This window comes from Microvirga aerilata, assembly GCF_016743775.1.
Taxonomy (GTDB): domain Bacteria; phylum Pseudomonadota; class Alphaproteobacteria; order Rhizobiales; family Beijerinckiaceae; genus Microvirga; species Microvirga aerilata.
The window spans coordinates 65,226-91,043 of sequence record NZ_JAEQMY010000015.1 but is presented as its reverse complement, the minus strand read 5'-3'; the positions used below and the strand labels follow the sequence as shown (position 1 = coordinate 91,043).

27 protein-coding genes are annotated in these 25,818 nt (G+C 66.1%); 17 read left to right on the top strand and 10 right to left on the bottom strand.

Features of this window, described 5'->3' with window-relative positions; all coding sequences use genetic code 11:
• The first annotated feature begins 70 nt into the window (after window positions 1-70).
• The 7 genes from JKG68_RS12855 (at window position 71) to JKG68_RS12825 (ending at window position 8,333) form a co-directional block, all read left to right on the top strand.
• The gene (locus JKG68_RS12855; RefSeq protein WP_202059968.1) at window positions 71-1,504 is read left to right on the top strand and encodes an FAD-linked oxidase C-terminal domain-containing protein; all 1,434 of its coding nucleotides are present in this window, start codon (window positions 71-73) and stop codon (window positions 1,502-1,504) included.
• Window positions 1,501-2,685 (top strand): glycolate oxidase subunit GlcE, encoded by a 1,185-nt coding sequence (gene glcE / locus JKG68_RS12850; protein WP_202059966.1) that lies wholly within the window; start codon window positions 1,501-1,503, stop codon window positions 2,683-2,685. Before JKG68_RS12855 ends, glcE begins: the two co-directional genes overlap by 4 nt.
• 79 nt (window positions 2,686-2,764) lie before the next feature.
• Window positions 2,765-4,120 carry a glycolate oxidase subunit GlcF gene (glcF, locus tag JKG68_RS12845; protein WP_202059964.1) on the top strand — a complete coding sequence of 452 codons (1,356 nt, stop codon included), beginning with the start codon at window positions 2,765-2,767 and terminating at the stop codon, window positions 4,118-4,120.
• A gap of 103 nt (window positions 4,121-4,223) precedes the next feature.
• Entirely contained in the window at window positions 4,224-5,732 is a 1,509-nt protein-coding gene (locus JKG68_RS12840) for a chromosome partitioning protein ParA (protein ID WP_202059962.1), read from the top strand.
• 375 nt (window positions 5,733-6,107) lie between these two features.
• Window positions 6,108-6,959: an SDR family NAD(P)-dependent oxidoreductase gene (locus tag JKG68_RS12835; RefSeq protein WP_202059960.1), complete on the top strand. Its 852-nt coding sequence runs from the start codon at window positions 6,108-6,110 to the stop codon at window positions 6,957-6,959.
• Window positions 6,960-6,971: 12 nt separating this feature from the next.
• Window positions 6,972-7,553: an NUDIX hydrolase gene (locus JKG68_RS12830; protein WP_202059958.1), complete on the top strand. Its 582-nt coding sequence runs from the start codon at window positions 6,972-6,974 to the stop codon at window positions 7,551-7,553.
• A 60-nt stretch (window positions 7,554-7,613) separates the two neighbouring features.
• Complete coding sequence (locus tag JKG68_RS12825) at window positions 7,614-8,333, top strand: DUF2076 domain-containing protein (RefSeq protein WP_202059956.1); 720 nt, start codon at window positions 7,614-7,616, stop codon at window positions 8,331-8,333.
• Between the two features lie 127 nt (window positions 8,334-8,460).
• Here the strand turns inward: JKG68_RS12825 and JKG68_RS12820 are convergent, their stop codons facing one another.
• On the bottom strand, window positions 8,461-9,231 hold the full coding sequence (locus JKG68_RS12820; RefSeq protein WP_246515383.1) for a L,D-transpeptidase: 771 nt from the start codon (window positions 9,229-9,231) through the stop codon (window positions 8,461-8,463).
• Window positions 9,232-9,438: 207 nt separating this feature from the next.
• On the opposite strand from JKG68_RS12820, the gene JKG68_RS12815 reads away from it, so the two are divergent.
• The gene (locus JKG68_RS12815; protein WP_202059954.1) at window positions 9,439-10,284 is read left to right on the top strand and encodes a DMT family transporter; all 846 of its coding nucleotides are present in this window, start codon (window positions 9,439-9,441) and stop codon (window positions 10,282-10,284) included.
• 28 nt (window positions 10,285-10,312) lie between these two features.
• Here JKG68_RS12815 and JKG68_RS12810 read toward each other — a convergent pair whose 3' ends face one another.
• Both JKG68_RS12810 and JKG68_RS12805 read right to left on the bottom strand, forming a co-directional pair.
• The gene (locus JKG68_RS12810; protein WP_202059952.1) at window positions 10,313-10,801 is read right to left on the bottom strand and encodes a PaaI family thioesterase; all 489 of its coding nucleotides are present in this window, start codon (window positions 10,799-10,801) and stop codon (window positions 10,313-10,315) included.
• Window positions 10,802-11,202: 401 nt separating this feature from the next.
• The gene (locus JKG68_RS12805) at window positions 11,203-11,637 is read right to left on the bottom strand and encodes a MarR family winged helix-turn-helix transcriptional regulator (protein WP_202059950.1); all 435 of its coding nucleotides are present in this window, start codon (window positions 11,635-11,637) and stop codon (window positions 11,203-11,205) included.
• A gap of 196 nt (window positions 11,638-11,833) precedes the next feature.
• On the opposite strand from JKG68_RS12805, the gene groES reads away from it, so the two are divergent.
• Both groES and groL read left to right on the top strand, forming a co-directional pair.
• Window positions 11,834-12,121 carry a co-chaperone GroES gene (groES, locus tag JKG68_RS12800; RefSeq protein WP_173946442.1) on the top strand — a complete coding sequence of 96 codons (288 nt, stop codon included), beginning with the start codon at window positions 11,834-11,836 and terminating at the stop codon, window positions 12,119-12,121.
• 52 nt (window positions 12,122-12,173) lie between these two features.
• Window positions 12,174-13,820, top strand: a complete 1,647-nt coding sequence (groL, locus tag JKG68_RS12795; protein ID WP_202059948.1) for a chaperonin GroEL — start codon at window positions 12,174-12,176, stop codon at window positions 13,818-13,820.
• 85 nt (window positions 13,821-13,905) lie between these two features.
• Here groL and gstA read toward each other — a convergent pair whose 3' ends face one another.
• Together gstA and JKG68_RS12785 are read right to left on the bottom strand one after the other, a co-directional pair.
• Window positions 13,906-14,523 carry a glutathione transferase GstA gene (gene gstA / locus JKG68_RS12790; protein WP_202059945.1) on the bottom strand — a complete coding sequence of 206 codons (618 nt, stop codon included), beginning with the start codon at window positions 14,521-14,523 and terminating at the stop codon, window positions 13,906-13,908.
• Between the two features lie 22 nt (window positions 14,524-14,545).
• Window positions 14,546-14,995: a DoxX family protein gene (locus tag JKG68_RS12785; RefSeq protein ID WP_202059943.1), complete on the bottom strand. Its 450-nt coding sequence runs from the start codon at window positions 14,993-14,995 to the stop codon at window positions 14,546-14,548.
• 96 nt (window positions 14,996-15,091) lie between these two features.
• Here JKG68_RS12785 and JKG68_RS12780 point away from each other — a divergent pair, with 96 nt between their 5' ends.
• The 5 genes from JKG68_RS12780 (at window position 15,092) to JKG68_RS12760 (ending at window position 18,115) form a co-directional block, all read left to right on the top strand.
• Entirely contained in the window at window positions 15,092-15,529 is a 438-nt protein-coding gene (locus tag JKG68_RS12780) for a MarR family winged helix-turn-helix transcriptional regulator (RefSeq protein ID WP_202059941.1), read from the top strand.
• Between the two features lie 194 nt (window positions 15,530-15,723).
• Window positions 15,724-16,266 carry a VOC family protein gene (locus JKG68_RS12775; protein WP_202059939.1) on the top strand — a complete coding sequence of 181 codons (543 nt, stop codon included), beginning with the start codon at window positions 15,724-15,726 and terminating at the stop codon, window positions 16,264-16,266.
• 92 nt (window positions 16,267-16,358) lie between these two features.
• Window positions 16,359-16,745 (top strand): COG4315 family predicted lipoprotein, encoded by a 387-nt coding sequence (locus JKG68_RS12770; RefSeq protein WP_202059937.1) that lies wholly within the window; start codon window positions 16,359-16,361, stop codon window positions 16,743-16,745.
• A gap of 57 nt (window positions 16,746-16,802) precedes the next feature.
• Window positions 16,803-17,312 carry an RNA polymerase sigma factor gene (locus JKG68_RS12765; RefSeq protein ID WP_202059934.1) on the top strand — a complete coding sequence of 170 codons (510 nt, stop codon included), beginning with the start codon at window positions 16,803-16,805 and terminating at the stop codon, window positions 17,310-17,312.
• On the top strand, window positions 17,309-18,115 hold the full coding sequence (locus JKG68_RS12760; protein WP_202059932.1) for an anti-sigma factor family protein: 807 nt from the start codon (window positions 17,309-17,311) through the stop codon (window positions 18,113-18,115). The genes JKG68_RS12765 and JKG68_RS12760 overlap by 4 nt, the downstream gene beginning before the upstream one ends.
• Window positions 18,116-18,124: 9 nt before the next feature.
• Here the strand turns inward: JKG68_RS12760 and JKG68_RS12755 are convergent, their stop codons facing one another.
• The gene (locus JKG68_RS12755) at window positions 18,125-18,952 is read right to left on the bottom strand and encodes an aldo/keto reductase (RefSeq protein WP_202059930.1); all 828 of its coding nucleotides are present in this window, start codon (window positions 18,950-18,952) and stop codon (window positions 18,125-18,127) included.
• 148 nt (window positions 18,953-19,100) lie between these two features.
• On the opposite strand from JKG68_RS12755, the gene JKG68_RS12750 reads away from it, so the two are divergent.
• Complete coding sequence (locus JKG68_RS12750) at window positions 19,101-20,180, top strand: flavodoxin family protein (protein WP_246515381.1); 1,080 nt, start codon at window positions 19,101-19,103, stop codon at window positions 20,178-20,180.
• 58 nt (window positions 20,181-20,238) lie between these two features.
• Here the strand turns inward: JKG68_RS12750 and JKG68_RS12745 are convergent, their stop codons facing one another.
• Genes JKG68_RS12745 through JKG68_RS12735 form a run of 3 tightly spaced genes read right to left on the bottom strand, consistent with a single transcriptional unit; the run spans window position 20,239 to window position 22,808 of the window.
• Window positions 20,239-21,024: a MetQ/NlpA family ABC transporter substrate-binding protein gene (locus JKG68_RS12745; RefSeq protein ID WP_202059925.1), complete on the bottom strand. Its 786-nt coding sequence runs from the start codon at window positions 21,022-21,024 to the stop codon at window positions 20,239-20,241.
• 34 nt (window positions 21,025-21,058) lie between these two features.
• Window positions 21,059-21,724: a methionine ABC transporter permease gene (locus tag JKG68_RS12740; protein WP_202059924.1), complete on the bottom strand. Its 666-nt coding sequence runs from the start codon at window positions 21,722-21,724 to the stop codon at window positions 21,059-21,061.
• On the bottom strand, window positions 21,714-22,808 hold the full coding sequence (locus JKG68_RS12735; RefSeq protein ID WP_202059922.1) for a methionine ABC transporter ATP-binding protein: 1,095 nt from the start codon (window positions 22,806-22,808) through the stop codon (window positions 21,714-21,716). The genes JKG68_RS12740 and JKG68_RS12735 overlap by 11 nt, the downstream gene beginning before the upstream one ends.
• 247 nt (window positions 22,809-23,055) lie before the next feature.
• Between JKG68_RS12735 and JKG68_RS12730 the strand changes: the two genes are divergently transcribed.
• On the top strand, window positions 23,056-25,152 hold the full coding sequence (locus JKG68_RS12730; protein ID WP_202059920.1) for an ABC transporter ATP-binding protein/permease: 2,097 nt from the start codon (window positions 23,056-23,058) through the stop codon (window positions 25,150-25,152).
• Between the two features lie 91 nt (window positions 25,153-25,243).
• Here the strand turns inward: JKG68_RS12730 and JKG68_RS12725 are convergent, their stop codons facing one another.
• On the bottom strand, window positions 25,244-25,729 hold the full coding sequence (locus tag JKG68_RS12725; protein ID WP_202059918.1) for an META domain-containing protein: 486 nt from the start codon (window positions 25,727-25,729) through the stop codon (window positions 25,244-25,246).
• Window positions 25,730-25,818: the final 89 nt, after the last annotated feature.

The window sequence follows — 25,818 nt, the reverse complement described above, 5'->3', positions numbered from 1 at the left end:
CAGGGAAAGCTGCCTTATTGTTAAGGTAGCCATACCGTGAGCGCAGCCAACGATTCCAAGGAAGGGTGCCATGACCATTGCATTTCCAAAACCGGACGAAGCGGTTCTGGCGCGCCGGAGGGAGATCATCGAGGGGCTGGGGCGCCTTGTCGCGTCCGAGGCCCTGATCGTGTCCGAGGACGAGCGCCGCGCTTTCGAGACGGATGGCCTGACCTCCTATCGCCGGATCCCGCTCGCGGTCGTGCTGCCGTCCACCACGGACGAGGTTTCCGCCGTCATGCGGTTCTGCCGCGAGCACGGGGTCAGGATCGTGCCGCGCGGCGCCGGAACCTCCCTGTGCGGCGGAGCGATCCCGCAGGAGGACGCCATCGTGCTCGGCGTCGCCAAGATGAACCGGGTGATCGACGTGGATTTCGAAGGCCGCACGGCCCGGGTCCAGTCGGGCATCACCAATCTGGGCATCAGCCAGGCGGTGGCGCATGAGGGCTTCTTCTACGCCCCCGATCCGTCGAGCCAGCTCGCCTGCACCATCGCGGGCAACATCGCCATGAATTCCGGCGGGGCGCATTGCCTGAAATACGGGGTGACCACCAACAACCTCCTGGGGGTGACGGTGGTGCTCCTCGACGGCACGGTGGTGGAGATCGGCGGCGAGCATCTGGACAGCGCGGGCTACGACCTGCTGGGCCTCGTCTGCGGCTCGGAGGGGCAGCTCGGCGTGGTCACGGAAGCCGTGGTGCGGATCCTTCGCGCGGCGGAAGGCGCGCGTCCCGCCCTGTTCGGGTTCGAGAAGGCGGAGGATGCGGGCGCCTGCGTGGCGGCGATCATCGGGGCGGGCATCATCCCGGTGGCGCTCGAATACATGGACAAGCCCGCGATCCAGATCTGCGAGGCCTTTGCGCATGCGGGCTACCCGCTCGACGTGGAGGCCATGCTGATCGTCGAGGTGGAAGGCTCGGACCAGGAGATCGAAGACATGCTCCGCCGCATCGTCGCGATTGCCGAGCCGTTCCGGCCGAAGACCATGAAGGTGTCGCAGTCGGAGGCCGAGAGCGCGGCGATCTGGAAGGGCCGCAAGTCGGCCTTCGGGGCCACGGGGCGCGTCGCCGACTACATCTGCATGGACGGCACCATCCCGACGGGCCAGCTGCCGTACGTGCTCCGGCGCATCGACGAGATCGTGAAGTCCTACGGGCTCGGCGTCGCCAACGTGTTCCATGCGGGCGACGGCAACCTGCATCCGCTGGTCATGTTCAACACCAACCAGCCGGGCGAGATGGAGAAGGCCGAGAAGGCCGGCGAGGACATTCTCAGGCTCTGCGTGGAGGTCGGCGGCTGCCTCACCGGCGAGCACGGCGTGGGCATCGAGAAGCGCGACCTGATGACCTGCCAGTTCAACGCGGTGGACCTGGAACAGCAGATGCGCGTGCGCGGGGTGTTCGATCCGGGCTGGCTTCTCAACCCGGCAAAGGTGTTCCCCCTCGAAGGAAGGCTCGTCGCGTGACCGTTCATACCCCCCGCGACGAGCAGGACGCATCGGCGATCATCCGCGAGGCCGCCGAGAACGGCACGCTTCTGAACCTTGCCGGAAACGGCACGAAGGCGTCGATGGGCCGTCCCAACCAGACCGACGCCACGATCTCGTCCACGGCCCTGACCGGCGTCACCCTCTACGAGCCGGCCGAACTGGTGATCTCCGCCCGCAGCGGCACGCCGGTTCTGGAGGTCATGCGGGTTCTGGCCGCGAAAGGGCAGGAGCTGCCCTTCGAGCCCATGGACTACCGCTGGCTCCTCGGCAGCAAGGGAGAGCCCACCATCGGGGCGGTGGCGGCCATGAACATCTCCGGCCCGCGCCGGATCATGGCGGGCGCCGCCCGCGACAGCCTCATCGGCGTGCGCTTCGTGAACGGGCGCGGCGAGGCGGTAAAGTCCGGCGGACGCGTGATGAAGAACGTCACCGGCCTCGACCTCGTGAAGCTCATGGCGGGCTCCTGGGGCACGCTGGGGTTTCTCACCGAGGTCACCTTCAAGGTTCTGCCCAAGCAGGAGCGCATGGCGACCCTGGTGATCCGCGGCCTCGACGACCGGCAGGCCATCGAGGCCCTGTCCATAGCCCTCGGCTCGCCCTTCGACGTGACGGGCGCCGCCCATATTCCCGACCGCGACCGGCGGGGCGGGAGCACGCTGATCCGGCTCGAAGGATTCAGGGTCTCGGTAGATTACCGCATGAACGAGCTGCGCCGCCTTCTGAAGCGTTTCCGGTTCATGGATCTTCTCGAAGGCAACGGGGCCGAGGCGCTCTGGCAGTCGGTGCGCGATGCCTCGCTGCTTCCCGACCACGGGGATCGGGCGATCTGGCGGGTCTCGACCGCGCCGACCAAGGGGCCCGAGTTTGCAGCGCAGGTTGCGGGGGCGCTCGACGCGCAGTGGTTCTACGATTGGGGCGGCGGTCTCCTGTGGATCTCGACGCCTGCGGACGGCGATGCGGGCGCATCCGTCCTGCGCGAGGCGACCAAAGCCTTCGGCGGCCATGCAACCCTGGTGCGCGCGCCGGCCGAGATCCGCTCCACCCTCGACGTGTTCGAGCCGCAGCCGGAGGCGCTGATGGCGCTGTCGCGCGGCATCAAGGCATCCTTCGATCCGGCCGGGATTCTCAACCCGGGACGCATGTATGCGGGGGTTTGACGGGCAAGGCCCTTGGAACCGCGCGAAATTGCCGTAATCTGAAAGCCATCTGTTGGCAGAAAAGTATTTTTAATCCGTCATGCAAACCAATTTCACGCCCGATCAGCTGAGAGATCCCGCCATGGCGGCGTCGGAGAAGATCCTCCGCACCTGCGTTCATTGCGGCTTCTGCACGGCCACCTGCCCGACCTACCTGCTGCTCGGCGACGAGCTCGACTCGCCGCGCGGGCGCATCTACCTGATGAAGGACATGCTGGAGAGCGGAAAGCCCGCCTCGCCCGAGGTGGTCAAGCACATCGACCGCTGCCTGTCCTGCCTGTCCTGCATGACCACCTGCCCGTCGGGCGTGCATTACATGCACCTGGTCGACCACGCCCGCGCCTATATCGAGGCCACCTACACGCGGCCCTGGCACGACCGGCTCCTGCGCTCCGTTCTGGCCAGCGTGCTGCCCTATCCGAACCGCTTCCGCTTCGCGATCGGCGCGGCGCTGCTGGCAAAGCCCTTCAAGGGCCTGATCGGCGCCCTGCCGCTCCTCGGCAATCGCCTGCAGGCGATGATCGAGCTGGCGCCCGCGCAGGTTCCGGCCCGCTCGCCGTTCGATCAACCCGGCACGTTCCAGGGCCATGGGGAGCGCCGGGGCCGGGTGGCCATCCTGTCCGGCTGCGCCCAGCCGGTGCTGAAGCCCGGCTTCAACGAGGCCGCCATCCGCCTCCTCAACCGCCACGGCGTCGACGTGGTCCAGCCGAAGGGGGAGGGGTGCTGCGGGGCGCTCGTCCACCACATGGGCCGCGACGACGAGGCCCATGGATTCGCCAAGCGCAACATCGATGCCTGGATCGCCGAGATGGACGGCGAAGGACTGGACGCCATCGTCATCACGGCGTCCGGCTGCGGCACGACGATCAAGGATTACGGCTTCATGTTCCGGGAGGACCCGGATTATGCCGAGAAGGCCGCCCGCGTGTCGGCCATCGCCAAGGACGTGACCGAATACGTCACGTCCCTGACCCTCATGGAGCCGGTGCGCGAGACGGATCTGGTGGTGGCCTATCACTCCGCCTGCTCCATGCAGCACGGGCAGGCCATCCGGACGGAGCCGAAGACGCTTCTGAAGCAGGCGGGCTTTACCGTGAAGGACGTGCCGGAAGGCCATATCTGCTGCGGCTCGGCGGGCACCTACAACCTGCTCCAGCCGGAGATCGCCGCCCAGCTCCGCGCCCGCAAGGTCGCCAATATCGAGCGCACCAAGCCCGACCTCATCGCCACCGGCAATATCGGCTGCATGACCCAGATCGGGAAGGGCACCGGGATCCCCATCGTCCATACGGTCGAGCTTCTCGACTGGGCGACGGGCGGACCCATGCCGGAGGCGCTCGAGGCGGCAGGCCTTCAGAGCCGCGTCTCCGGGCCGTTAACCATCGCGGCAGAGTAGGCCTGCTACACTCTTACGCAACGAAATTTTGTTTCTATCCCCTTCGGCTCTGCGCTAAAAGGTAAGGAAAGTGTGAATTTCTAGGGGCGCAAGGGGCGGCACCATGTCTTCGGGTTGGACGTCTTTCAGAAACCGTTTCGGCAAGAAGCAGGACGACGCTGTCACGGGCTCCTTGTTCGAGGGCAGCGAGCCCGCAGAAAATTCTGCCGCACCCGCGGCTCCGCCCGAGAGGGGCGAAACCATCGTCGTCCGCCCGAACGGCACCCTCGATTCCGTGGGCCAGAAGAACGAGCTGATCCGCGTCCGCTTCGCCAACATGATCGACCGCCTGGAGGAGATCCGCAGCCTCAAGGAGGATTTCGCCCTCTTGAGCGAGCCGGTGAGCGACCTCATCCGCAGCTACCCGCAGCTCCAGTCGCGGCTCCTCGAAACCGAGGCCGTGCTCAAGCAGGAGACGGAGACCGCAACGGGCCTGCGCCGGGAGCTCGGCGATCTCGGGAGCCTTCATGCCCGAACCGTGGACGACCTGAACGCCGCCGTGTCCCAGCTCCGCAAGGCCGAGGCCAAGGTCCGCGAGCAGGACAGCTTCATCGAGGACCTGCGCCTCAACGTGAAGGACAAGGAGGCGATCGTCGCCGACCTTGAAAACCAGCTCCCCATCGAGACCGAACGCGCCCGCAACATCACGGAAGAGAACCAGGCCCTGCGCCTCGAAGCGCAGGAAGCCGACCAGACGGTGGCCCGCGCCGAGCGGGAGCTCATCGAAACCCGCGAGCGCAACGGCCTGCTCGATCACGAGGTCAAGCGCCTGCAGAAGGTGGCGGAGGAGCAGAACTACCGCCTTTCCAGCCTCACCAACCGCTACGGGGAGGTGGAAACGCAGCTCGAGGCCACGCGCCAGCGCGCCTCCGAGCTCGAAACCAAGCTCATGGCCGAGCAGGTGCTGCGCCAGCGCCTGGAAACGCAGATCGATTCCGAGCGCTCGGCGCACCAGACCGATTTGTCTTCCCTGGACATGAAGATCGAGGGGCTCAACTCGCGCCTGTCCGCCACGGACAAGATCCTGGCGCATACCCGCGATCAGCTGCGCGACAAGAACGAGGCCCTGCGCGGGGTCGAGCGCAGCCTCAAGGAAACCACCATCGAGAAGAACACCCTCGACCGCCGCCTGGAGGCAACCCAGCAGGAGGTCGAGCGGCAGGTGGCCATGGTCAACGAACTCCAGCGCTCGCGCATCGAGCTGCAGGAGCGGGTGGAGATGCTGGGCAAGGCCATCGCGGCCAAGGACTTCCAGATCGAAAGCTCCGACAACAAGGTGGCAAGCCTCTCCGAGCGCATCGACCAGCTCACCAAGCGCTTCGAGCAGGAGCGCAGCACCCTCGAGGCCGCCAACCGCCGCCTTACGGAAGAGCTGCAGAACGAGAAGGCGGAGCGCTCCCTCATCCAGGGCGCCCTGGAGATCGCCCGCGAAAGCCGCGTCAAGATCCAGAAGAAGTACATCGCCTTGCGCAAGAAGACCCGCCTCGACGCGCAGGAGGACGATCCGTCCCTGTTCGACGAGGACGAGCTCGAAACGAATGTCCGGCCTTTGAAGTCCTCGGACGGCGAGTAACGCGGTTACCTCCACAGCCCCGCAGCGATGCGGGGCTTTTTTCTTGCGCAAGCCGGGAGCGCCATGCCGTGGGGTGTCGTCCCCGGAGGTCCTTGAGGACCGGGAAGGGGATGCATTCGGATGCGTGGAGCGATGGATTCCCTTCCCCTTCGCTGCGCTCCGGCCGGGAATGACACCGGGGTGAGAGCACCACGGTCAGCGCTCCGCTGTCATCCCCGGCGAGCCGCAGGCGAGGGAAGAGGATCCATAGCGCAGCGGTTCCGGGTGGATTCCCTTCCCCTCCGCCGACGGCCTTGGCGAACGAACCGCCGCGCGCCACGTTGGGCCTATTGTCGAATCGCAAGCGCTTCACAGCAGAACCAAGGACTCCCAGCGATGGCCCAGCACCCTGCAATCGCCCGCGACCGCGTCGCCGTCGTCACCGGAGCCGCGAGCGGCATCGGCTTGGCCGCCGCCAGGCGGTTCGCGGAACTCGGGATGAAGGTCTGCCTTGCGGATCTTGCGGGCGATGCCCTGCAGCAGAGCGCAGACGAGGTGGCGCGTGCCGCGGGTCAGCGGGAGAACGTGCTCGCGGTGGCAACCGATGTGAGCCGGCGCGAGGATGTCGAAGCCCTCAGGGACAAGGTCTATGCCGCCTTCGGCGAAGTCTCTCTCCTGATGAACAATGCCGGCACCGAGGGCGGCGGGACTCTTTTAGGCGATCCGCAGCGCTGGCGCAGCATTCTCGACACCAATCTCTGGGGCGTGATCAACGGGGTGCAGGTTTTCGCGCCGGCCATGATCGGCCGGAAGGCGCCGGGCGCCATCATCAACACGGGCTCGAAACAGGGCATTACCACCCCGCCGGGCGATACGGCCTACAACGTCTCCAAGGCCGGCGTGAAGGTGCTGACCGAGGCGCTGGCGCATGAGCTGCGCAACACGCCCGAGGCCCAAGTGACGGCGCACCTCCTCATCCCGGGCTTCGTGTTCACGGGCTTTACCAAGGCACGGGGCGTCACCGAGAAGCCGGCCGGTGCCTGGGCGCCGGAGCAGGTGGTCGATTTCCTGCTGCCGGCGCTGGCGCGAGGCGACTTCTACGTGCTGTGCCCCGACAACGAGACGACGCGGGAGATGGACGAGAAGCGCATCCGCTGGGCGGCGGAGGACATCATCGAGAACCGTCCGCCCCTGTCGCGCTGGCATCCCGACTACAAGGACGCCTTCGCGAAGGTGATGGAAGGCTAGGGCGCCGCCTCCATGAGCTTCGACCCTTCGGCCTTCCGCGCGCATGTGGGCGCGATCCTGGACGCTCATGCCCGGGCCTTCGACGTGCCCGATGACAGGCATGCTCTCCTGCGCAGCCAGATCGCGGCAGGAGACGACATCCATTCCCGCCGCACCTTTCCCGGCCACGTCACCACATCGGCCTTTATCCTCGATGCGGAAGGGCGCAGGATCCTGCTCATCCACCACCGCTCCCTCGCGCGCTGGCTGCAGCCGGGCGGGCATTACGAGCCGCCGGGGGATCTCGCAGGCTCAGCCTTGCGGGAGGCCGTGGAGGAAACCGGGGTGCAGGGGCTCGCGATCGATCCATGGCATGGGGTGTCCGGCCTGCCCGTCGACATCGACAGCCACCGCATTCCGGCGCGACCGGCGCGGGATGAGCCGGAGCACTGGCATCACGATATCCGCTATGTGGTAAGGGCAGGGGCAGGCATCGAGCTCCGGCCCGACTTGAGGGAGGTGCATGGCGCCGAATGGCGCGAGCTCTCGGCCCTCGAAGGCATCGCCCCGCAGGCCCTGCGCAATATGCGCAAACTTGGCCTTGCGGCCCCCTAACAAACCGAAGGGCCATGCTTACATCAGCTTCCAACGACCCTTTGCCGAAGGAGGCTTGCCATGAACGATCAGGAACGTCAGATCATCAGCGATATCTTCCGACGTCTCGAGCAGGTGGCGCATCAGCCGCGCGATCCGGAGACCGAGCGCTTTATCGCCGACAAGCTGCGCCAGCAGCCCTATGCGCCCTACGCCATGGCCCAGGCGGTCTACGTTCAGGAGCAGGCTCTGGCCAATCTCCAGGCGGAGAACGAGCGCCTGCGGTCGGAACTCGATCAGGCCAGCCGCCGGCCGCAGGCGGGCGGCTTCCTGTCCAGCATCTTCGGCGGCGGCTCACGCCCGCCCGAGCCTGCCTATAATGCGCCTCCCGCCCGCCAGGCCTCGCCCTGGGGCAGCCCCCATCAGCACCATCCCTCCCAGCCCCATTACGGTTCGCCGCAGGGCGGCATGATGGGCGGCGCGCCCGGTGGTCCGTGGGGCGGAGGCGGCATGATGCAGCGCGGCGGCGGCAGCGGGTTTCTCGGGACCGCGCTCTCGACGGCAGCCGGCGTCGCGGGCGGCATGATGATCGCCAACGCCCTCACCAGCGCCTTCGACGGGAACAACGATGCCGCCGGCGACAAGTCGGCCTTGGCCGATTCCGGCGGCGGCGACCAGGCAGCCGATGCGGGCAATGCCGGCATCACGGACTCGCTCTACCAGGATGCCAGCCGGCAGGGCGGGCAGGACGACTTCTCCGACTTCGGCGGCGATGGCGGAGACCAGGGCGACTGGGCCTGAGCCCACACCAAAGATTCAGAGCACGCCCGCCTGGTGGCGGGCGTTTTCACTTCGATGGCTCGCCGCCTTCAAACGCGAATGGCCGGGGCGAGCCCGGCCATCGTGAGACATGGGTGACGGTGACGGATCAGATCACGATCACGGTCGCTCCGACCTTCACGCGGTTGTAGAGGTCGACCACATCGTCGTTGAGCATGCGGATGCAGCCCGAGGAGACGGCCTGGCCGATGGTGTGCGGCTCGTTGGTGCCGTGGATGCGGTAGAGCGAGGAGCCGAGATAAAGGGCGCGGGCGCCGAGGGGGTTGTCCGGTCCGCCTTCCATGAAGCGCGGAAGGTCGGGACGGCGGCGCAGCATGTCGGCCGGCGGACGCCAGGACGGCCATTCCCGCTTCATGGACACGGTCTGGCGTCCGCTCCATTCGAAGCCTTCGCGGCCGACGCCGATGCCATAGCGGATGGCGCGGCCGTCGCCCTGCACGAGATACAGGAACTTGTTGCCCGTATCGACGACGATGGTGCCGGGCCGCTCCCTGCCCTGATAGGACACGAGCTGGCGCTGGAACTGCGGCGCGATCGCATAGTCGATGCTGTTGTCGTAGCCGGTGCCGTTCCCGTAGTCCTGGGGCAGGGACGCCGTCACGCTGCCGGTGGAGCGCACGTCGTCGGGATAGCCCGCCAGGCGCTCCGCCCGGCTGGCGCGGGTGCGGGGGGCCGGACGGGTGACGAGCGGGTAGTCCTCGTCGTAGCCGTCTTCCGCCTGGGCGTAGGGGTAATCGTAGCTCGGGGAGATATAGGTGTTGCCGTAGAAGCCGCCGTTCCTGGCCATCGGCTGTGCCGAGGCGGCAGCCGGGAGAAGGGCGGCCAAAAGCATTGCTGAGCAAGGGATCCAAGCGCGCATCGAAGCATCCTGTGTGTGTTTTGCTGAACTAACGGCAAGCGGAGCATTTGTTTCCGCCAAGCTCGCTGAATTTAAACAGGCCCTAAAGGAGCGCTTTCCTGTCGACAGGCCGAAAGGGTGGGTGAACCCTTCGGAAAAGTGCTGTAAGAGCGTTGCGGCTCGGGCGGCGTCCATCCCGGATGCGGCCATTCATATCGTTGTGAGATCATGCAATTCGGTCCCGCCCTGCGGGCTGCTTCCGGCATCGCGGTCCTGTCCATCATGGATGCGGTCATCAAAGGGATGGCTGCCTTCTACCCCATCTTCCAGGTTGCCTTCCTGCGCTTCGCCTGCGGGAGCCTCATCGTGGCCGGCGTGGTGTCCGTGATGCGGCCCGGCTGGCCCAGCCGCGAGACGGTGGTGGCCAACGCGATCCGGTCCGTGATCGCCGTGGTGACCGCGGTCAGCTTCTTCTATGCCCTGGGCCAACTGGCCTTGGCCGAAACGCTGGTGCTGTCGTTCCTCTCGCCCATGTTCATCGCCCTGTTCGGGCTTCTCATGCTGAAGGAGAGGGTCGACGCGAGGATCATCGGCGCCATCGTCATCGGTTTCGCCGGAACGCTCATCGTCGTCCTGGGCCAGACCGCGGAGGCGGATGCGGCGCGCTCCTGGACAGGGGTCGCGGCGGCGCTGACTTCGGCCGTCACCTATGCGCTCAGCCTTGTGCTGCTGCGCCAGCGGGCGCTGCGCGACAAGTTCCTCCACATCGTGGTGTTCCAGAATGTCGGCCCGGCCGTTCTCGTGGCGCCCTTCGCCGTCTTCGTCTGGCAGCCTCTCGATCTCGCGCACATGGCCTGGTTCATGCTCATGGGCCTGCTGGGCTTCATGGGCCACATGCTCATGGTGACCGCCTATGCCAAGGCCGAGGCGGCGCGGCTGGCGCCGCTCGAATACACCGCCCTGATCTGGGCGGTGCTGATCGGCTATGGGGTGTTCAGCGAGATCCCGACCTGGGCGACCCTTGGCGGCGGCCTCCTGATCGTCGGCGCCGCCATGCTGACCTCCAAGCGTTAAGACCTCCAAGCGTTAAGGATTGCAGGCCTCAAGCGGCCTTGCTGGCGGCGGCACCGAAGATCATGCAGGTCTCGGTGCCGTGGGCCAGGAGCTTGCCCTGGCCGTCGAAGAGCTTGCCCTCGGAGGTGGCGAGCGTTCCTCCGCGATGGATGAGAGTGCCCTCGCAGGTCACCTTGCCCCGGTTCGGCAGGATCGGGCGGACGAAGTTGAGCTTCATCTCCACGGTGGTGTAGCCTTGGCCCGCCGCCAGGGTGGTGTGGACCGCGCAGGCCATGGCGCTGTCGAGAATGGCCGAGGTCCAGCCGCCATGGATGGTGCCGAGGGGATTGAAGAAGCTCTCCGTCGGCTCGCCCTCGAAGACCACCCGGCCTTCCTCCGCCAGCACCATGTAGACGTTGGTCGAAAGCGAGAAGGGCGGAGCCGGATGGCGGCCCTCCAGCATGCCGCGCAGGAAGGCGAGCCCCGGCTCGGCCGTCAGAACGTCCCGTGACACGATTCCATGAACCCGCTCGACCATCGTCGCCTCCTTCTGTGCAGATACACACTACGCTCCCACGGTGCGCAGTCAATGCTCTCCAGGCTCCAGCCGATGAAGGAGCGGTGCCGTCTTTCTCCTTCTTGCGGGCAGGGGCGGGGACGAGGGTGCCATCCCTGGCGGCGTATGGCCGGGAGGAGGATCCAAGGCCGTACGCGTGCGGGTGGATTCCCTTCCCCTCCGCTGACGCTCCGGCCGGGAATGACACCGGGGTAAGAGCCCCACGGTCAGCGCTCCGCTGTCATCCTAAGGCCAAGCGGAGCGAGGGAAGGGGATCCACGATCAGGCGCTGTGGCTATGGGTTCCCTTCCCGAATCTGGTGGCCGCCGGGCAGGTGCGTCCCCACAAAGGACGAAAGGCATCATGGTGTTGCGGCCAAACTCTCAGCGGGTATAGGCCGCCTTGCGCAGGGCCCGCATGGCGAGGCGGGCCTCGTCCGGCTTGGTGTCCATGAGCTTGGCCTCCAGGTCGCCCTGCGCCTGCTGCCAGAGCGGAATGGCCGCCTCCAGGATGGCTTGCCCTGAGGGGGTCAGCCGGTGCCGCAGGCCGCGCCCCCCGGCCGCGACGGGCTCGATCCAGCCGTTCTGGGTGAGAACCTTCAGGTTGCGCACCAGGGTGGTCCGCTCCAACCCCAGCTTCTCGGCCAGGGCCGTCTCCGAAATGGCGGCGCCATGGCCGATGGCGCCGAGGATCCCGAATTGGGGCAGCTTGAGGCCGACGGGCCGCAAGGCGGCCTCATAGGCGCGGCTCAGGATCCGGGCCGTCATGCGGGCATGGAGGGCAAAGCAGGTTTTGCCGATGGCTTCCAGGTCGGTCATGAAACGATCATGAACCCCCCTTATGAGCCGTCAAGATCCCCCGTTCCCGGATCAATACGGATCAGACGGCTTGACTCCCCGATTGCATATGCCTATCTCGCGGCCAGCGTTAGCACTCGTCAACGAACAGTGCTAACAGCCGAGAGACCAGGGTGCGGCCATTGGGGGCCGCGCCAACAGTCAAAGGGGAAGTTCCATGAAGTTCCGTCCGCTGCACGACCGTGTCGTCGTCCGCCGCATCGAAGCCGAAGAGAAGACGGCCGGCGGCATCATCATCCCGGACACCGCCAAGGAAAAGCCGCAAGAGGGCGAAGTTATCGCCGTCGGCCCTGGCGCCCGTGACGAGAGCGGCAAGGTGGCTGCCCTCGATGTGAAGGCCGGCGACCGCGTTCTGTTCGGCAAGTGGTCCGGCACCGAGGTGCGGATCGACGGTCAGGACCTCCTGATCATGAAGGAATCCGACATCATGGGCATCGTCGGCTAATCAGGCCCGCGAACCCATCACAGATTTTTCAATTTAACTGGAGGCTAAGCCCATGGCTGCCAAAGACGTTAAGTTTTCTTCCGACGCTCGCGACAAGATGCTGCGCGGCGTGGACATTCTCGCCGACGCCGTGAAGGTGACGCTGGGTCCCAAGGGCCGCAACGTGGTGATCGAGAAGAGCTTCGGCGCTCCGCGCATCACCAAGGACGGCGTCACCGTCGCCAAGGAGATCGAGCTCGCCGACAAGTTCGAGAACATGGGCGCCCAGATGGTGCGCGAAGTGGCCTCGAAGACCAACGACATCGCCGGTGACGGCACCACCACCGCGACGGTTCTGGCCCAGGCTATCGTCCGCGAGGGCGCCAAGGCCGTGGCCGCCGGCATGAACCCCATGGACCTCAAGCGCGGCATCGATCTTGCCACCGCCGAGGCCGTGAAGGACATCCAGTCCCGCGCCAAGAAGGTGAAGTCCTCCGACGAGGTTGCCCAGGTCGGCACGATTTCCGCCAACGGCGACAAGGACATCGGCGAGATGATCGCCCATGCCATGCAGAAGGTCGGCAACGAGGGTGTCATCACCGTCGAGGAAGCCAAGACCGCCGAGACCGAGCTCGACGTGGTCGAGGGCATGCAGTTCGACCGCGGCTACCTCTCCCCGTACTTCATCACCAACGCGGAGAAGATGGTTGCCGAGCTCGAGGATCCCTACATCCTCATCCACGAGAAGAAGCTCTCCTCGCTCCAGCCCATGCTGCCGATCCTCGAGGCTGTCGTTCAGACCGGCAAGCCGCTGCTGATCATCGCCGAGGACGTGGAAGGCGAGGCTCTCGCTACCCTCGTGGTGAACAAGCTCCGTGGCGGCCTGAAGATCGCCGCCGTGAAGGCTCCGGGCTTCGGCGACCGCCGCAAGGCCATGCTCGAGGACATCGCCGTCCTGACCGCCGGTCAGACGATCTCCGAAGACCTCGGCATCAAGCTCGAGACCGTTGCTCTCCCGATGCTCGGCCGCGCCAAGCGCGTTCGCATCGAGAAGGAGAACACCACGATCATCGACGGCGCCGGCCAGAAGGCCGACATCGAGGCTCGCGTTTCGCAGATCAAGGCGCAGATCGAGGAGACCACCTCGGACTACGACCGTGAGAAGCTCCAGGAGCGCCTTGCCAAGCTCGCAGGCGGCGTCGCGGTGATCCGCGTCGGCGGCGCGACCGAGATCGAGGTCAAGGAGAAGAAGGACCGCGTTGACGACGCCCTGAACGCCACCCGCGCTGCGGTGGAAGAAGGCATCGTCCCCGGCGGCGGCACGGCTCTGCTGCGCGCCAAGGGCGCCGTTGCGAAGCTCAAGACCGAGAACCCGGACGTGCAGGCCGGCATCAAGATCGTGCTGCGCGCGCTTGAGGCTCCGATCCGCCAGATCGCCGAGAACGCCGGCGTCGAGGGCTCCATCGTGGTCGGCAAGATCAACGACAACACCTCGTCGGACACCTTCGGCTTCAACGCTCAGACCGAAGAGTTCGTGGACATGCTCCAGGCCGGTATCGTCGATCCGGCAAAGGTGGTCCGCACGGCTCTGCAGGACGCGGCTTCGGTTGCCGGCCTGCTCGTGACGACCGAGGCCATGGTTGCCGACGCTCCCAAGCGCGAGTCCGCTCCGGCGATGCCGGGCGGCGGCATGGGCGGCATGGGCGGCATGGACTTCTAAGTCCTCGCACGCAGTCCTGGAAATGAAGAAGCCCCGGAGGAAACTCCGGGGCTTTTTCGTTATCCGAGATGGCTCGGATGAAAGCTTAGGCCGCCTTCTTCACCAATCCCTCAGCCTCGAGCGCCTGCTGCACGCTTGGGCGGGAGGCGACCCGGGCCTGGAAGGCCTGCAGGTTCGGGAAGGACGAGATGTCGATGCCGTGGAAGTTGGTCCAGTTCACCACCGTGAAGAGATAGGCGTCGGCGACCGTGAACTTGGAGCCCGTCAGGAACGGGTGCTGGCCGAGCTTCTCGTCGAGATAGGCGAAGCGGCTGGCGAGGCGCTCCTTGGCGGCGGCCTTCACGGCGTCCGGGGTGGCCGGGTTCCACAGGGGGCCGAAGCCCTTGTGGATCTCAGTGCTGATGAAGCCGAGCCATTCCAGCAGGCGGTAGCGCTCGATCGTGCCGTGGGCGGGCGCCAGGTCCGTTCCGGGCTGGCTGTCCGCCAGATACTGGACGATGGCGCTGGCCTCCGTGAGCACCGAGCCGTCCTGCAGGCCAAGGGCCGGAACATAGCCCTTGGGATTGATGGCCGTGAAGCTTGCGCCGGTTTCCGTGGTGCGGTTGGCGAGATCGACCTTCTCGAGGGTGAAGGCGACGCCGGCCTCGCGGGCAACGATATGGGGGGCAAGCGAGCAGGCGCCAGGATAGTAGTAGAGCTTCATGGGTTTTCTCCTGAGAGGGGGGTTAGGCTGCGGTCTTGAGCGTCACGGCTGCGGGAGACAGCGTGAGCGAACGGGATGGCTTCAGGGCATAGGCCCCGTCGCCCAACAGGGCTTGTGCAACGGAGAGCACGATCAGGTAAAGGGGATATTCCCAGCCGCCGCCTTGCGCCGAGAACACCCAGCCGTTGCCGATGTGAACCCAGGCGGCCCCGACGAGAACCGGCAGGAGCGCGAGAGCGACCCAGCGGCTCTGGATGCCCAGAACCAGCAGGACGCCGCCGACGAGCTCGGCCCAGAAGGTCGCATAGGCGAGGGCGCCGGGCAGGCCCAGCGATTCGAAGTACTGCGCGGTGCCGGCAAGCGTGAAGGTCATCCACTTCAGGATGAGGCTGTGGGCGATGTACATGAGGCCGAGCGACACCCGAAGGAGCAGGGCGGCATAGTCTGAATTGGTCGGATGAGCGTGTGTCATTGCAAATCTCCATGCAAGTGCATATAGATTTGATGCAGATGCATGGATTTGTCAATTTCAATGCAATTGCATCAAAAACAGGAAGGGTTTGCCGGAATGCAAGAACCATCTGCCGCGGTGATCAAGGCCTGGGGCCGCCTGATCCGCACTCAGCGGGCGCTGGTGGGGCGCATCGAGGCGGAGCTCAAGAGCGCCGGCTTTCCCACCCTCCACTGGTACGACGTGCTGCTCGAGCTCAAGCGCGGTCCCGAGGGACGCCTGACGCCGCGGGAGATCGAGGAGGCGGTGCTGTTCGAGCAGTACAATCTCTCCAGGCTCCTCGACCGCATGGAGGCCGAGGGGCTCGTGCGCCGCATTCCCTATCCGGGCGACAAGAGACGCCAGCTGGTCGAGATCACACAGGAGGGCAGGGCGCTGCAATGGCGCATGTGGGGCGTCTACAGCGCCGCCATCAACCGCTTCATCGCGGCGAAGCTCACCGAGAAGGAGGCCGGGCAGCTCGCGACCCTGCTCCTCAAGCTCATGCAGGACTAGAGCCGTTTCCCCTTGCGCGGGATCGTCTCTCCTTCTTTATGCGCGGCAATTTTCGGCAAACCGGATCCCCTGTGCCGAAAGATGCTCTGGAGCGCGCCCGTTCCCAAAGCCGTGAGGTCCGATAAAACGATCTGCCCTTCCGTGCGTTCATGTGTATACGGCTAAGTGATAGGTGGCTAAGCGAGGGCTGTAACGTGAGAGCAGGGCAAGGAATCTTTCCGGAGTGGCGGCGTCTGCTGGGAGCGGGTCTGGTCGCCCCCCTCATGGCCGCCTGCCTCGGCCTTGCCTCTCCCGGGCACGCCCGGGCGGCCTCCGAGCCGACGCCGACCTCGGCCGCCATCCGGACGCCGGACTTCGACGAAAGCGTCCGGTGGTACAGGGACACCCTGGGCTTCCGGCTGATCGGCAGCCAGAGCCTCGTTCCCGGGCGCAAGGCCGTCCTGGAGAAGAGCGGCTTCCTGCTCGAGATCAACGAGACCGATCACGTTCTGCCGCAGGATCCCGATGCCACCGCGGCCGTGCGGGCAACCGGCGCCCCGGTGATCAGCCTGATCGTTCCCGACGTGGACAAGGAGGTTGCCCGCCTGAGCGAGATGGGTGTGGACATCCTCCAGCCGCCCGAAGACCAGCTGGAGGACAGCTACCGGGTGGCGCAGATCCGCGACAACGGCCGCCACAGGATCGAACTGCGCGAGCCGCTCGACGATCCCGCGCGCTTCAACCCGATGGGGCGATAACAGCCGAAAGTTCTTGCGGGGTGGGGGAATAAAGCCGCCCTGAGAGGTGTCTTTGAGGATGAGGTCATGGTCTCGACCTCGGGAGGACACCCATGAAGCAGATTTTGCGCCCCACCATCCTGGCAGGACTTCTGGTCGCCGCGACCTGCGCGCTGGCCCAGACGGCCGCCCCGGCGAAAATGGCGGACACGAGCAAGGGCAAGGCTCTGGTCGACGCCAAGGGAATGACGCTCTACACCTTCGACCGCGATGCGGCCGGCAAGTCGGCCTGCAACGGTCAATGCGCTCAAAACTGGCCGCCGCTCATGGCGGATGCGTCCGCGTCGGCCTCCGGCGATTGGAGCGTGATCACCCGTGACGACGGCGCCAAGCAGTGGGCCTACAAAGGCAAGCCGCTCTATACCTGGGTGAAGGATACCAAGCCCGGCGAGGTCACGGGCGACGGCGTGAACAATGTCTGGCATGTGGCGGCACCATAGTCTTGCCTGACGGGGCATCTCATCATTGAATGAGGCCCGACGGATGAAAGTTTGACCTTGGACGAGATCGCCTCGCTGCTCGAACCGCAGATTCCGGCCTTAAGGCGCTACGCCTGGGCCCTGCTGCGCGACGACCAGACCGCGGACGACCTCGTCCAGGACACCCTGGAGCGCGCCATCAGCCGCTGGAACCAGCGACGGCTCGACGGTGACCTGAGGGCCTGGCTCTTCGCGATCCAGCGCAACCTGTTTCTCAGCTCGCTGCGGCATCGCAGGAGCCGCGGCGTTCACCTGGGAGAGGATGCTCTGGATGACGTTCCGGCCCCTGACGGCGGGCCGGAGATCCGCGCCGACTTGCACGATGTTCTGACCGGGCTCGACGCCCTGTCCGAGGAGCAGCGTTCGGTGCTGCTTCTGGTCGGCGTCGAGGACCTGTCCTACGAGCAGGCGGCGCAGGTGCTGGACATTCCGCTCGGCACGGTGATGTCCCGGCTCAGCAGGGCGCGGGCGAGATTGAGAGAGTTCATGGAAAACGGGCGCAGCGCCGTTCTCAGGAGAGTGAAGTGACGGGCGAGCGACCCATCGGAGAGGACGATCTGCAGGCCTTCGTCGATGACAGGCTCGCGCCCGCGCGGCTGGAGGCCGTGAAGGCCTATCTTGCGGCCCGTCCGGTCATGGCCGCCCAGGTCGAGTGTGAGATCGAGCAGCGCAGGGCGCTGCGGGAACGGCTGGCGTTCAAGGCCGAGGAGCCCATTCCTTCACGCCTGCGGATCGCCAATCTCGTAGCCGCCCGGCGGCGCCGCTCGCTCGTTCGGCCCGCGACCGTGGCGGCCGCCATGGCGTGGCTCGCCATCGGTGCGGTGCTCGGCGCCGCGGGAGGAGCATGGTGGTCGTCGGGCCGGCAGGGACAAACGATCGCGAGCGCGGCCGACAGTGCGATCGCGGCCCACCGCATCTATGTGAGCGAGCGGCTTCACCCCGTCGAGGTTCCTGGCGATCAGGAGGCCCATCTCGTGCAATGGCTGTCGCGCCGTGTGGGCAGGCCCCTCGTGGCGCCCAACCTGGGCGCCCAGGGCTATCGTCTGATCGGCGGGCGGCTTCTGCCGGATAGCGGCCAAGCCGCCGCTCTTTTCATGTACGAGAACGAGGGCGGCAACCGCCTGACGCTCTATGCCCGGGCCGGCGGCGGCGCGGAGCAGACGTCGTTCCGCTTCGAGACGGAGGGCGACGTGTCCGCCTTTTCCTGGATCGACAACGGCCTGTCCTACGTGGTCTCCGCGAGAACGGAGCGCGCGCAGCTCCTGCCCATCGCGGAGGCGATCTACAGGCAGTTCGAGGCTACGGGCGATCCTGCAAAGAGCCGCCTGTAGCCCCTGCCGTCAGCCGAAGACGGCGGGATCGGGGCCGACGCGGCCGCCCTTGTCGTCGAGGCCCTCGATGACGCGCATATCGTCCGCATCGAGCTTGAAATCGAACACGTCGATGTTCTCCCGCATGCGGGAGGGCGTCACGGATTTCGGGATCACGACGAGGCCGTTGTCCAGGTGCCAGCGCAGGATGACCTGGGCCGGGGTCTTGCCGTATTTGCGGCCGATCCCCGCGAGGGTCTCGTCGGTCACGAGGCTGCCCTGGCCGAGCGGGCTCCAGGATTCGGTCGCGATTCCGTTCGCCGCATGAAAGGCGCGCAGTTCCTTCTGCTGGAAGCGCGGATGCAGCTCGATCTGGTTGACCGCAGGCGTCACCCCCGTCTCGTCGATCAGGCGCCGCAGGTGCTCCACCATGAAGTTGGACACGCCGATGGACCTTGCGCGGCCATCCTGCTTCAGCTTGATCAGGGCGCGCCAGGTGTCGCGATAGGCGTCGCTTCCGGCCACGGGCCAATGGATCAGGTAGAGATCCACAAAATCGAGTTGCAGGCGCCCCAGGCTTTCGTCGAACGCCCGCAGGGTGTTGTCGTAGCCGTGATTGTTGTTCCACACCTTCGTGGTGATGAAGAGCTCGTCGCGGGAAACAGACGCGGCGCGGATGGCTTCTCCCACGCCCTCCTCGTTCCCATAGATCGCAGCCGTATCGACGGAGCGGTAGCCGGCCTTGATGGCCTCGCCCACAGCCGCCGCCGCTTCCTCGTTCGAGACCCGCCAGACGCCGTAGCCGAATTGCGGCATGGCGTTTCCATCGTTCAGGCGGATCGTGGGTATGGCTGACATCGGCTGCTCCATTGAAGTTGCGGCAGGAAGGTAGGGCCGCCGCCCGATAAGCAAATAGTGATGGCATGACGGGAGAGGTATGCCGGAACGGACATGGGAACCCTGCGTTGCAAGCTTAGCGTTCGGTCCCTCTCGGCAGGAGAGCCTCTTGATCACTCCAGAAGCGCGGAAGGGCACCCCCGATCCGACCCTCGACGAGGGCGAATTCCGAAAAAGATTCCTCCAGCAGTTCCTGGATCCCGCCTTCGAGCCGCTCAAGGGCGAGCTCCAGCGGATCGCCGACGCGGCCTGGGATGCCTACAGCCATCACCGCAAGAGCCCGAAAACCCGCAAGGCGGGGCCTGGATTCACCGACCCCGATTACGATTTTTCCGTCGACTGGATTGCCGCGAAGGAGGCGATCGACGAGGCGCAGAAGCGGCACGAGGACCAGGCAGGTCCCGACCGGTTTCTCCTGATCGTGGCGTCTTCGCGCAGCGAGCACACATGCCCCGGCGAGATGTCAAAGAGCTATCGCCTCGTCGACGTGGCCCGGCAGGTTCTCGGGAGCGCCGAGAACACAGAAGTCGAGGTGCTCGAACTCAGCCGTCTCACCTCCGAGTACGGCCGCCACATCCACCCGTGCAAGGCCTGCTTCTCGACCGCGGCGCCGCTCTGCCATTGGCCGTGCTCCTGCTATCCCAACCACTCCCTCGGGCAGGCGCATGACTGGATGAACGAGATCTATCCCCGGTGGGTCGCAGCCCATGGGGTCATGATCGTCACCCCGGTCAACTGGTACCAGGTCTCCTCGCCCCTGAAGCTGATGATGGACAGGCTCGTCTGCGCCGACGGGGGCAACCCGGACCCGACCTCCACCCACGGCAAGAAGACGGACCAGGCCAAGGAGATGGAGCTGAAGGGCTGGGATTATCCCAAGCACCTGGCGGGCCGCATGTTCTCGGTCATCGTTCACGGGGATGCCGAGGGCGCCAGCGACGTTCGCCGCAGCCTGTCCGATTGGCTGCGCGCCATGGATCTGGTGCCCGCCGGAGCCCTGGCCGAGGTCGACCGCTACATCGGCTACTGGAAGCCTTACGCGACCAGCCATGAGGAACTCGACCGGGACAATGCCGTGCAGGACGAGGTGCGCAACGCCGCCTGGACCCTGCTGGAGGCCGTGAGGGCCAAGCGGTCCGGGCAATTCCTGTCGGCCGGGGAGCGCTTGCAGGAGCCGCGCCAGAAATAGGCGCATGAAAAAAGCCGGCCCCATGGGACCGGCTTCCTAAAGGGCTATAGAGCGGCGCTTACCAGGAGGTGAGCACCGAGCCTTTGAACTTCTCCTCGATGAACTTCTTCACCTCGGGCGTGTGGTAGGACTCGACCAGAGCCTTCACCCAGGGCTTGTTCTTGTCCTCGCTGCGCACGGCGATGAGGTTCACGTAGGGACCCTTCGGGTTCTCGCGGGCGATCGGATCCTTCACCGGGTCGAGGCCGCCCGATGTGGCATAGTTGGTGTTGATGACGGCCGCATCCACGTCGGCGAGCACGCGCGGTCCCTGGGCTGCTTCGATCTCGACGAATTTCAGCTTCTTGGGGTTGTCGGTCACGTCGAGGGGCGTCGGCTTGTAGCCTGTGCCTTCCTTCAGCTTGATCAGGCCCTTGTCCTGCAGGAGGATGAGGGCGCGGCCGCCGTTGGTCGGGTCGTTCGGGATCGAGATGGTGGCGCCGCTCGGCAGGGCGTCCAGGCTCTTGTGCTTCTTGGAGTAGATGCCGATCGGGAAGTTCACGGTGAGCCCCACGCTCTCGATCTTGTAGCCGCGGTCGGCGACCTGGTTGTCGAGATAGGGCTGGTTCTGGAACGAGTTCGCCTCGATGTCGCCGGAGGCCAGGGCCGTGTTCGGCACCACGTAGTCGGAGAACTCCACGATCTTGATGTCGATGCCCTTCTGGGCCGCGATGGGCTTCACGGCTTCGAGGATCTGCGCGTGCGGGCCGGGGGTGGCGCCGATGCGGACGGTCTGCGTCTGCGCGGCGGCGGGCAGGGCGGCGAGGGAGAGCAGGGCGGCGAGGCCCAGGGTCTTCAGGGACATGGGGGTGCTCCTAGGATTGAACTTGAAAAAGCGGTCAGGCGTGCCGGATGCGCTTGTTGAGGTGCCGGGCCAGGCGGTCGCCGATGGTCTGCACCGCCTGGACGAGGACGATGAGAACGACCACCACGGCCAGCATCATCTCGGGCATGAAGCGCTGGTAGCCGTAGCGGATGCCCAGATCGCCGAGCCCGCCGCCGCCCACCGCGCCCACCATGGCCGAGAAGCCGAGAAGCGACACGATGGCGAGCGTCAGCCCGAGCACGATGCCGGGCAGGGCCTCCGGGACCAGAACCTTGAGGACGATCTGGAGCGGGCTTGCGCCGAAGGCGCGCGCCGCCTCGACGAGGCCCTGGTCGACTTCCCGGATCGCGCCTTCGATCAGGCGGGCGATGAAGGGCGTGGCGGCGATCGTCAGCGGCACGATGGCCGCGCTGGTGCCGATGGAGGTGCCGGCGATCAGGCGGGTGAACGGAATGATCGCAACCACGAGAATGATGAAGGGCGTCGAGCGGGTGGCGTTGACGACGACGCCGAGCACCCGGTTGACCCAGGGGGCCGCGAACAGTTCGCCCTTGCCGCTGGTGGCCAGGAAGATGCCGAGCGGAAGGCCGAAGGCGGTGGCGATCAGGGCCGCCACGGCGACCATGTAGAGGGTTTCGCCGGTGGAGGCGGCGATAAGGCGGATCATCTCAGGCGACATGGCCGAGCACCTCCGTGTCGAGACCGTACTGCTTCAGGAAATCGAGGGTGGTGGCGAGCGCGGCTTCCGGCACGCCGACGACGAGAGTGCCGAAGGGGCGGCCTGCGATCTCATCCACCGAGCCCGACAGGATGTTGGTCTCGATGTTGAGATCGCGCGCGAGGCGCGACAGCACCGGATCCGTCGCGTGCGGGCCGCGAAAGCCGATCCGGACGACCGCCTGGCTGCCCGGCGATGCCTCGGAGCGAAGGCGGCCTGCCACATAAGGCGGCAGCGCGCGCCCCGCCTCGTCGGCCAGGAAGGAGCGGGTCACCTCGTGCTGCGGACGGGTGAATACCTCGAACACGTCGCCCTGTTCGACGATGCGCCCGCCCTCGATCACCGCGACCTCGCGGGCGATGGAGCGGATCACGGCCATCTCGTGGGTGATGAGCAGGATCGTCAGGCCCAGCTCCGCGTTGATGCGGCCGAGCAGGTCCAGGATCGAGCGGGTGGTTTCCGGGTCGAGGGCCGAGGTGGCCTCGTCCGACAGGAGAACCTTCGGCTTGGTGGCGAGCGCGCGGGCGATGCCGACCCGCTGCTTCTGGCCGCCCGACAATTCGGACGGGTAGCGGTTGCGCTTGTCGGTGAGGCCCACGAGGGCGAGCAGCTCCTCGACCCGCGTCCTGATCTCCGCCTTGTCGTAGCCCGCCACCTCGAGCGGCAGGGCCACGTTCTGGGCGGCCGTGCGCGAGGAGAGCAGGTTGAAGTGCTGGAAGATCATGCCGATGGAGCGGCGGGCATGGCGAAGGGCAGCCTCGGGAAGGGCCGCGATGTCCGCTCCGTCCACGATGACCTTGCCGGTGGTGGGCTTCTCCAGGCCGTTCACGAGGCGGATCAGGGTCGATTTGCCGGCACCCGAGCGGCCGATCACGCCGAGGATCGAGCCCTGCTGCACGGAAAGATCAGTTTCCCGCAGGGCCGTGACAGGCTGCCCGTCGCGGCCGGGGAAGGTCTTGGAGATGCGCTCCAGCCGCACGATGGGCTCGGCAGGGATCAGTCGCTGCGACGGCCGGTCGCCAATATATCCGAGGGGGGCATTCATGGGGTCGCTCTCAGTTCGATGGCCGATAGATGCGACGTCTTGTTCTCTAAGTCAACCTTTTCGTTCTTTAAACAGGACAATTTGTTTTGAAGAACGTGTGCGGCTTCTTAGCGGCCTGTTCCAAAGGTCACAAGACTGCTATCGCTTGCCCAAGGAGGAAGTTCCTCCTTTCTTTCGCCACAAGCACGATTGATCCGGCTGCTCCCAGGTTTTGGCGCCGAGGACGGGATCTCGGCAGGAGAAGTGTATGATCAAGGCGAGCATCGCGCTGGCACTTATAGGTTTGAGCGTCCTGGCAGCCTCCCTGTCCGGAGCCGTCGGGGTTCCGTTCTATCTGCCGCTCTCGACCCTGGCGCTGGCCGGGATCCTTTATGTGGGTCGCGGCATTCCGAAATTCCTGCGCATCTTCCTCGTCATGCTCGCGGCCACGCATCTCGTGCTGCTTGGGCTGATCTTCGGAGCGGTGCTGGGCGCGATCACGGGCGATTACACGGGCTATGTTCCGCCGCCCTCGGCGGCGCTGGGCGCGACCGCCTTCGGGGCCATCATCTACGGCCTCTCCTACGTGCCCGTGGTGCGCACCATCTGCCGCATCACCGACCGCTATCTCGACTCCCAGGCCGACAGCCTGATCCAGATCCCGTTCATCGGCCTGGTGCGCGCCCGCGAGGGCACGATCGGCACCTGGATCATCGGCATCCTGATTGCCCTCAACCTCGCCCAGGTCGCCCTCAACGTCCGCCTCAGCTTCTTCTCGCGCGATATGTTCAATGCGCTCGAGGCCAAGGACGCGGCAGCCTTCTGGTATCAGCTCTTCGTCATCTTCACGCCGCTTGCCGTGGTGTTCGTGATCGCCGCCCTCACGGAGGTGCTGCTGCAGAACGTGCTCACCATCCGCTGGCGCGCCTTTCTCAACACCTATTACGTGGGCGAGTGGCTCGGCGACGGGGCCCATTACCGGATGCAGCTCATCGGGCGGGGCGCCGACAACCCGGACCAGCGCATCTCGGAAGACCTGCGCAAGTTCGTCGAGAGCACCTATTCGCTCTCCGTCGGCCTCATGAACCAGGCCGCGACCCTGGTCTCCTTCGTGGCCATCCTCTGGACGATCTCGGCGGGCTTCACCTTCCCGGGCACGGATGTGGAGGTGCCGGGCCTGCTGGTCTGGGTCTGCGCGGGCTATGCGATCCTCGGCACCTGGATCACGCACCTGATCGGGCGGCCGCTCATCGGCCTCAACTTCGAGCAGGAGCGGGTGGAGGCGAACTACCGCTTTTCCCTGGCGCGCCTGCGCGAGTACACGGAGCAGGTGGCGCTTCTGTCCGGCGAACCGGCGGAGCGCGAGGGCCTTGCCCGGCGGTTTCGGCAGATCGTCGACAACTACATGCAGATCGTGGTGCGGCTGATCAAGCTCAACACCTTCACCTCGGCCTATTTCCAGGCCAACGTGGTGGTGCCCTACATCCTGACCGCTCCCTACTACTTCGTCGGCAAGATCTCGCTCGGCCAGATGCAGCAGGTGGTCGGCGCCTTCTCGCGGGTGGAGTCGGCGCTCACCTACTTCATCACGATCTATACGACCTTGGCCGACTACAAGGCCGTGCTCGACCGCCTCACCACCTTCGAGGGCGCGATCGCGTCGGCGCAGCGCGTGGGCGGCGAGAGCAAGCTGGCGATCACCCAGGCCGCCGGCCGGGAGCTGCGCCTCAACAACCTGGACGTCCGCCTGCCCGACGGCAGCGCCCTGCTGCGCGCGGACGGGCTCGCCTTCCGTCCCGGCGAGCGCACCCTGATGACGGGGCCCTCAGGGTCGGGCAAGTCCACCCTGTTCCGCGCCATCGCGGGCATCTGGCCCTTCGGCGAGGGCGAGGTGCTGGTGCCGGAGGGGCAGACCATGATGCTCCTGCCGCAGCGGCCCTACATTCCGATCGGCACCCTGCGGGACGCGGTCACCTATCCGGGCAAGATCGATGCCTACACGCATCCGGAAATGGCGGAGGCCCTGCGCTCCGCCAAGCTGCCGCAGTTTGCCGACCGTCTGGACGAGGAGCGCAACTGGGGCCAGACCCTGTCGCTCGGCGAGCAACAGCGCCTCGCGGTCGCCCGCGCGCTCCTGACGAAGCCCGACTGGCTGTTCCTGGACGAGGCGACGGCGGCCCTCGACGAGCCCACGGAGGCGGAGGTCTACCGCATCATCAAGGAGAAGCTGCCGGACACGACCGTGGTCTCCATCGGCCACCGCTCGACCCTCGCGGCCTATCATGACCGCCGCATCGACATGAAGAAGACCGAGGGCGGGCTCTCGACGCCTGTGGACATGCGGCAGGCCGAGCCTGCGGAGTAGCCGGATCGGCTGCGCCGTCCGGGATATCAGGACCGAAACGAGAAAGGCCGGCTTCGCGCCGGCCTTTCGCATTCATATCGGATCGGGCGTCTTACAGCGAGCGTTCGAACAGCAGCTGGCCGCCGTTCTGGGTGCGGATGATCAGGTTGCGGCCCTGGATCTCCCATTTGCCGGAGGAGCGGAGCGCCACCAGGAAGGCCTGCTCGATGGCCATGGCGGACTTGTCGCAGCTCCTCTTGGTCAGGGCGAAGGGGCCGACGGCCAATCCCTGCTCGCGCAGCGGATAGGCTGCGGTGGCGTAGGTGTTGCAGCCGCCGAAGCCCGTGGCCCGCAGCTGGTCGTCGAGCTTGAAGCTCGGGCGCTCGCCGGTGAACGGCTTTCCGTTCAGGCTGACGGCAACCCAGGAGGAGTTGAGCGGGAAGACCTTGCCGGCCGGGCCCTCGCCCGCCTGGGGCACCTTGGGATCCACCTGACGGGTGGGGCCCACGGGCCGGCCAAGGGTCGCGGCCGATTGGGCATGAGCTCCCGAGACGGCGGCCATCACCGCCAGAAATGTCGCAAGTCGAAGTGCGTTCATCGGAACCTCTTCATCGGAAAAACGCCGGGACCATAAGGGGCCTTGAGCGTTCAGGCAACGCCCAAGGTGATGTTGTGCCGTCTCTTCCC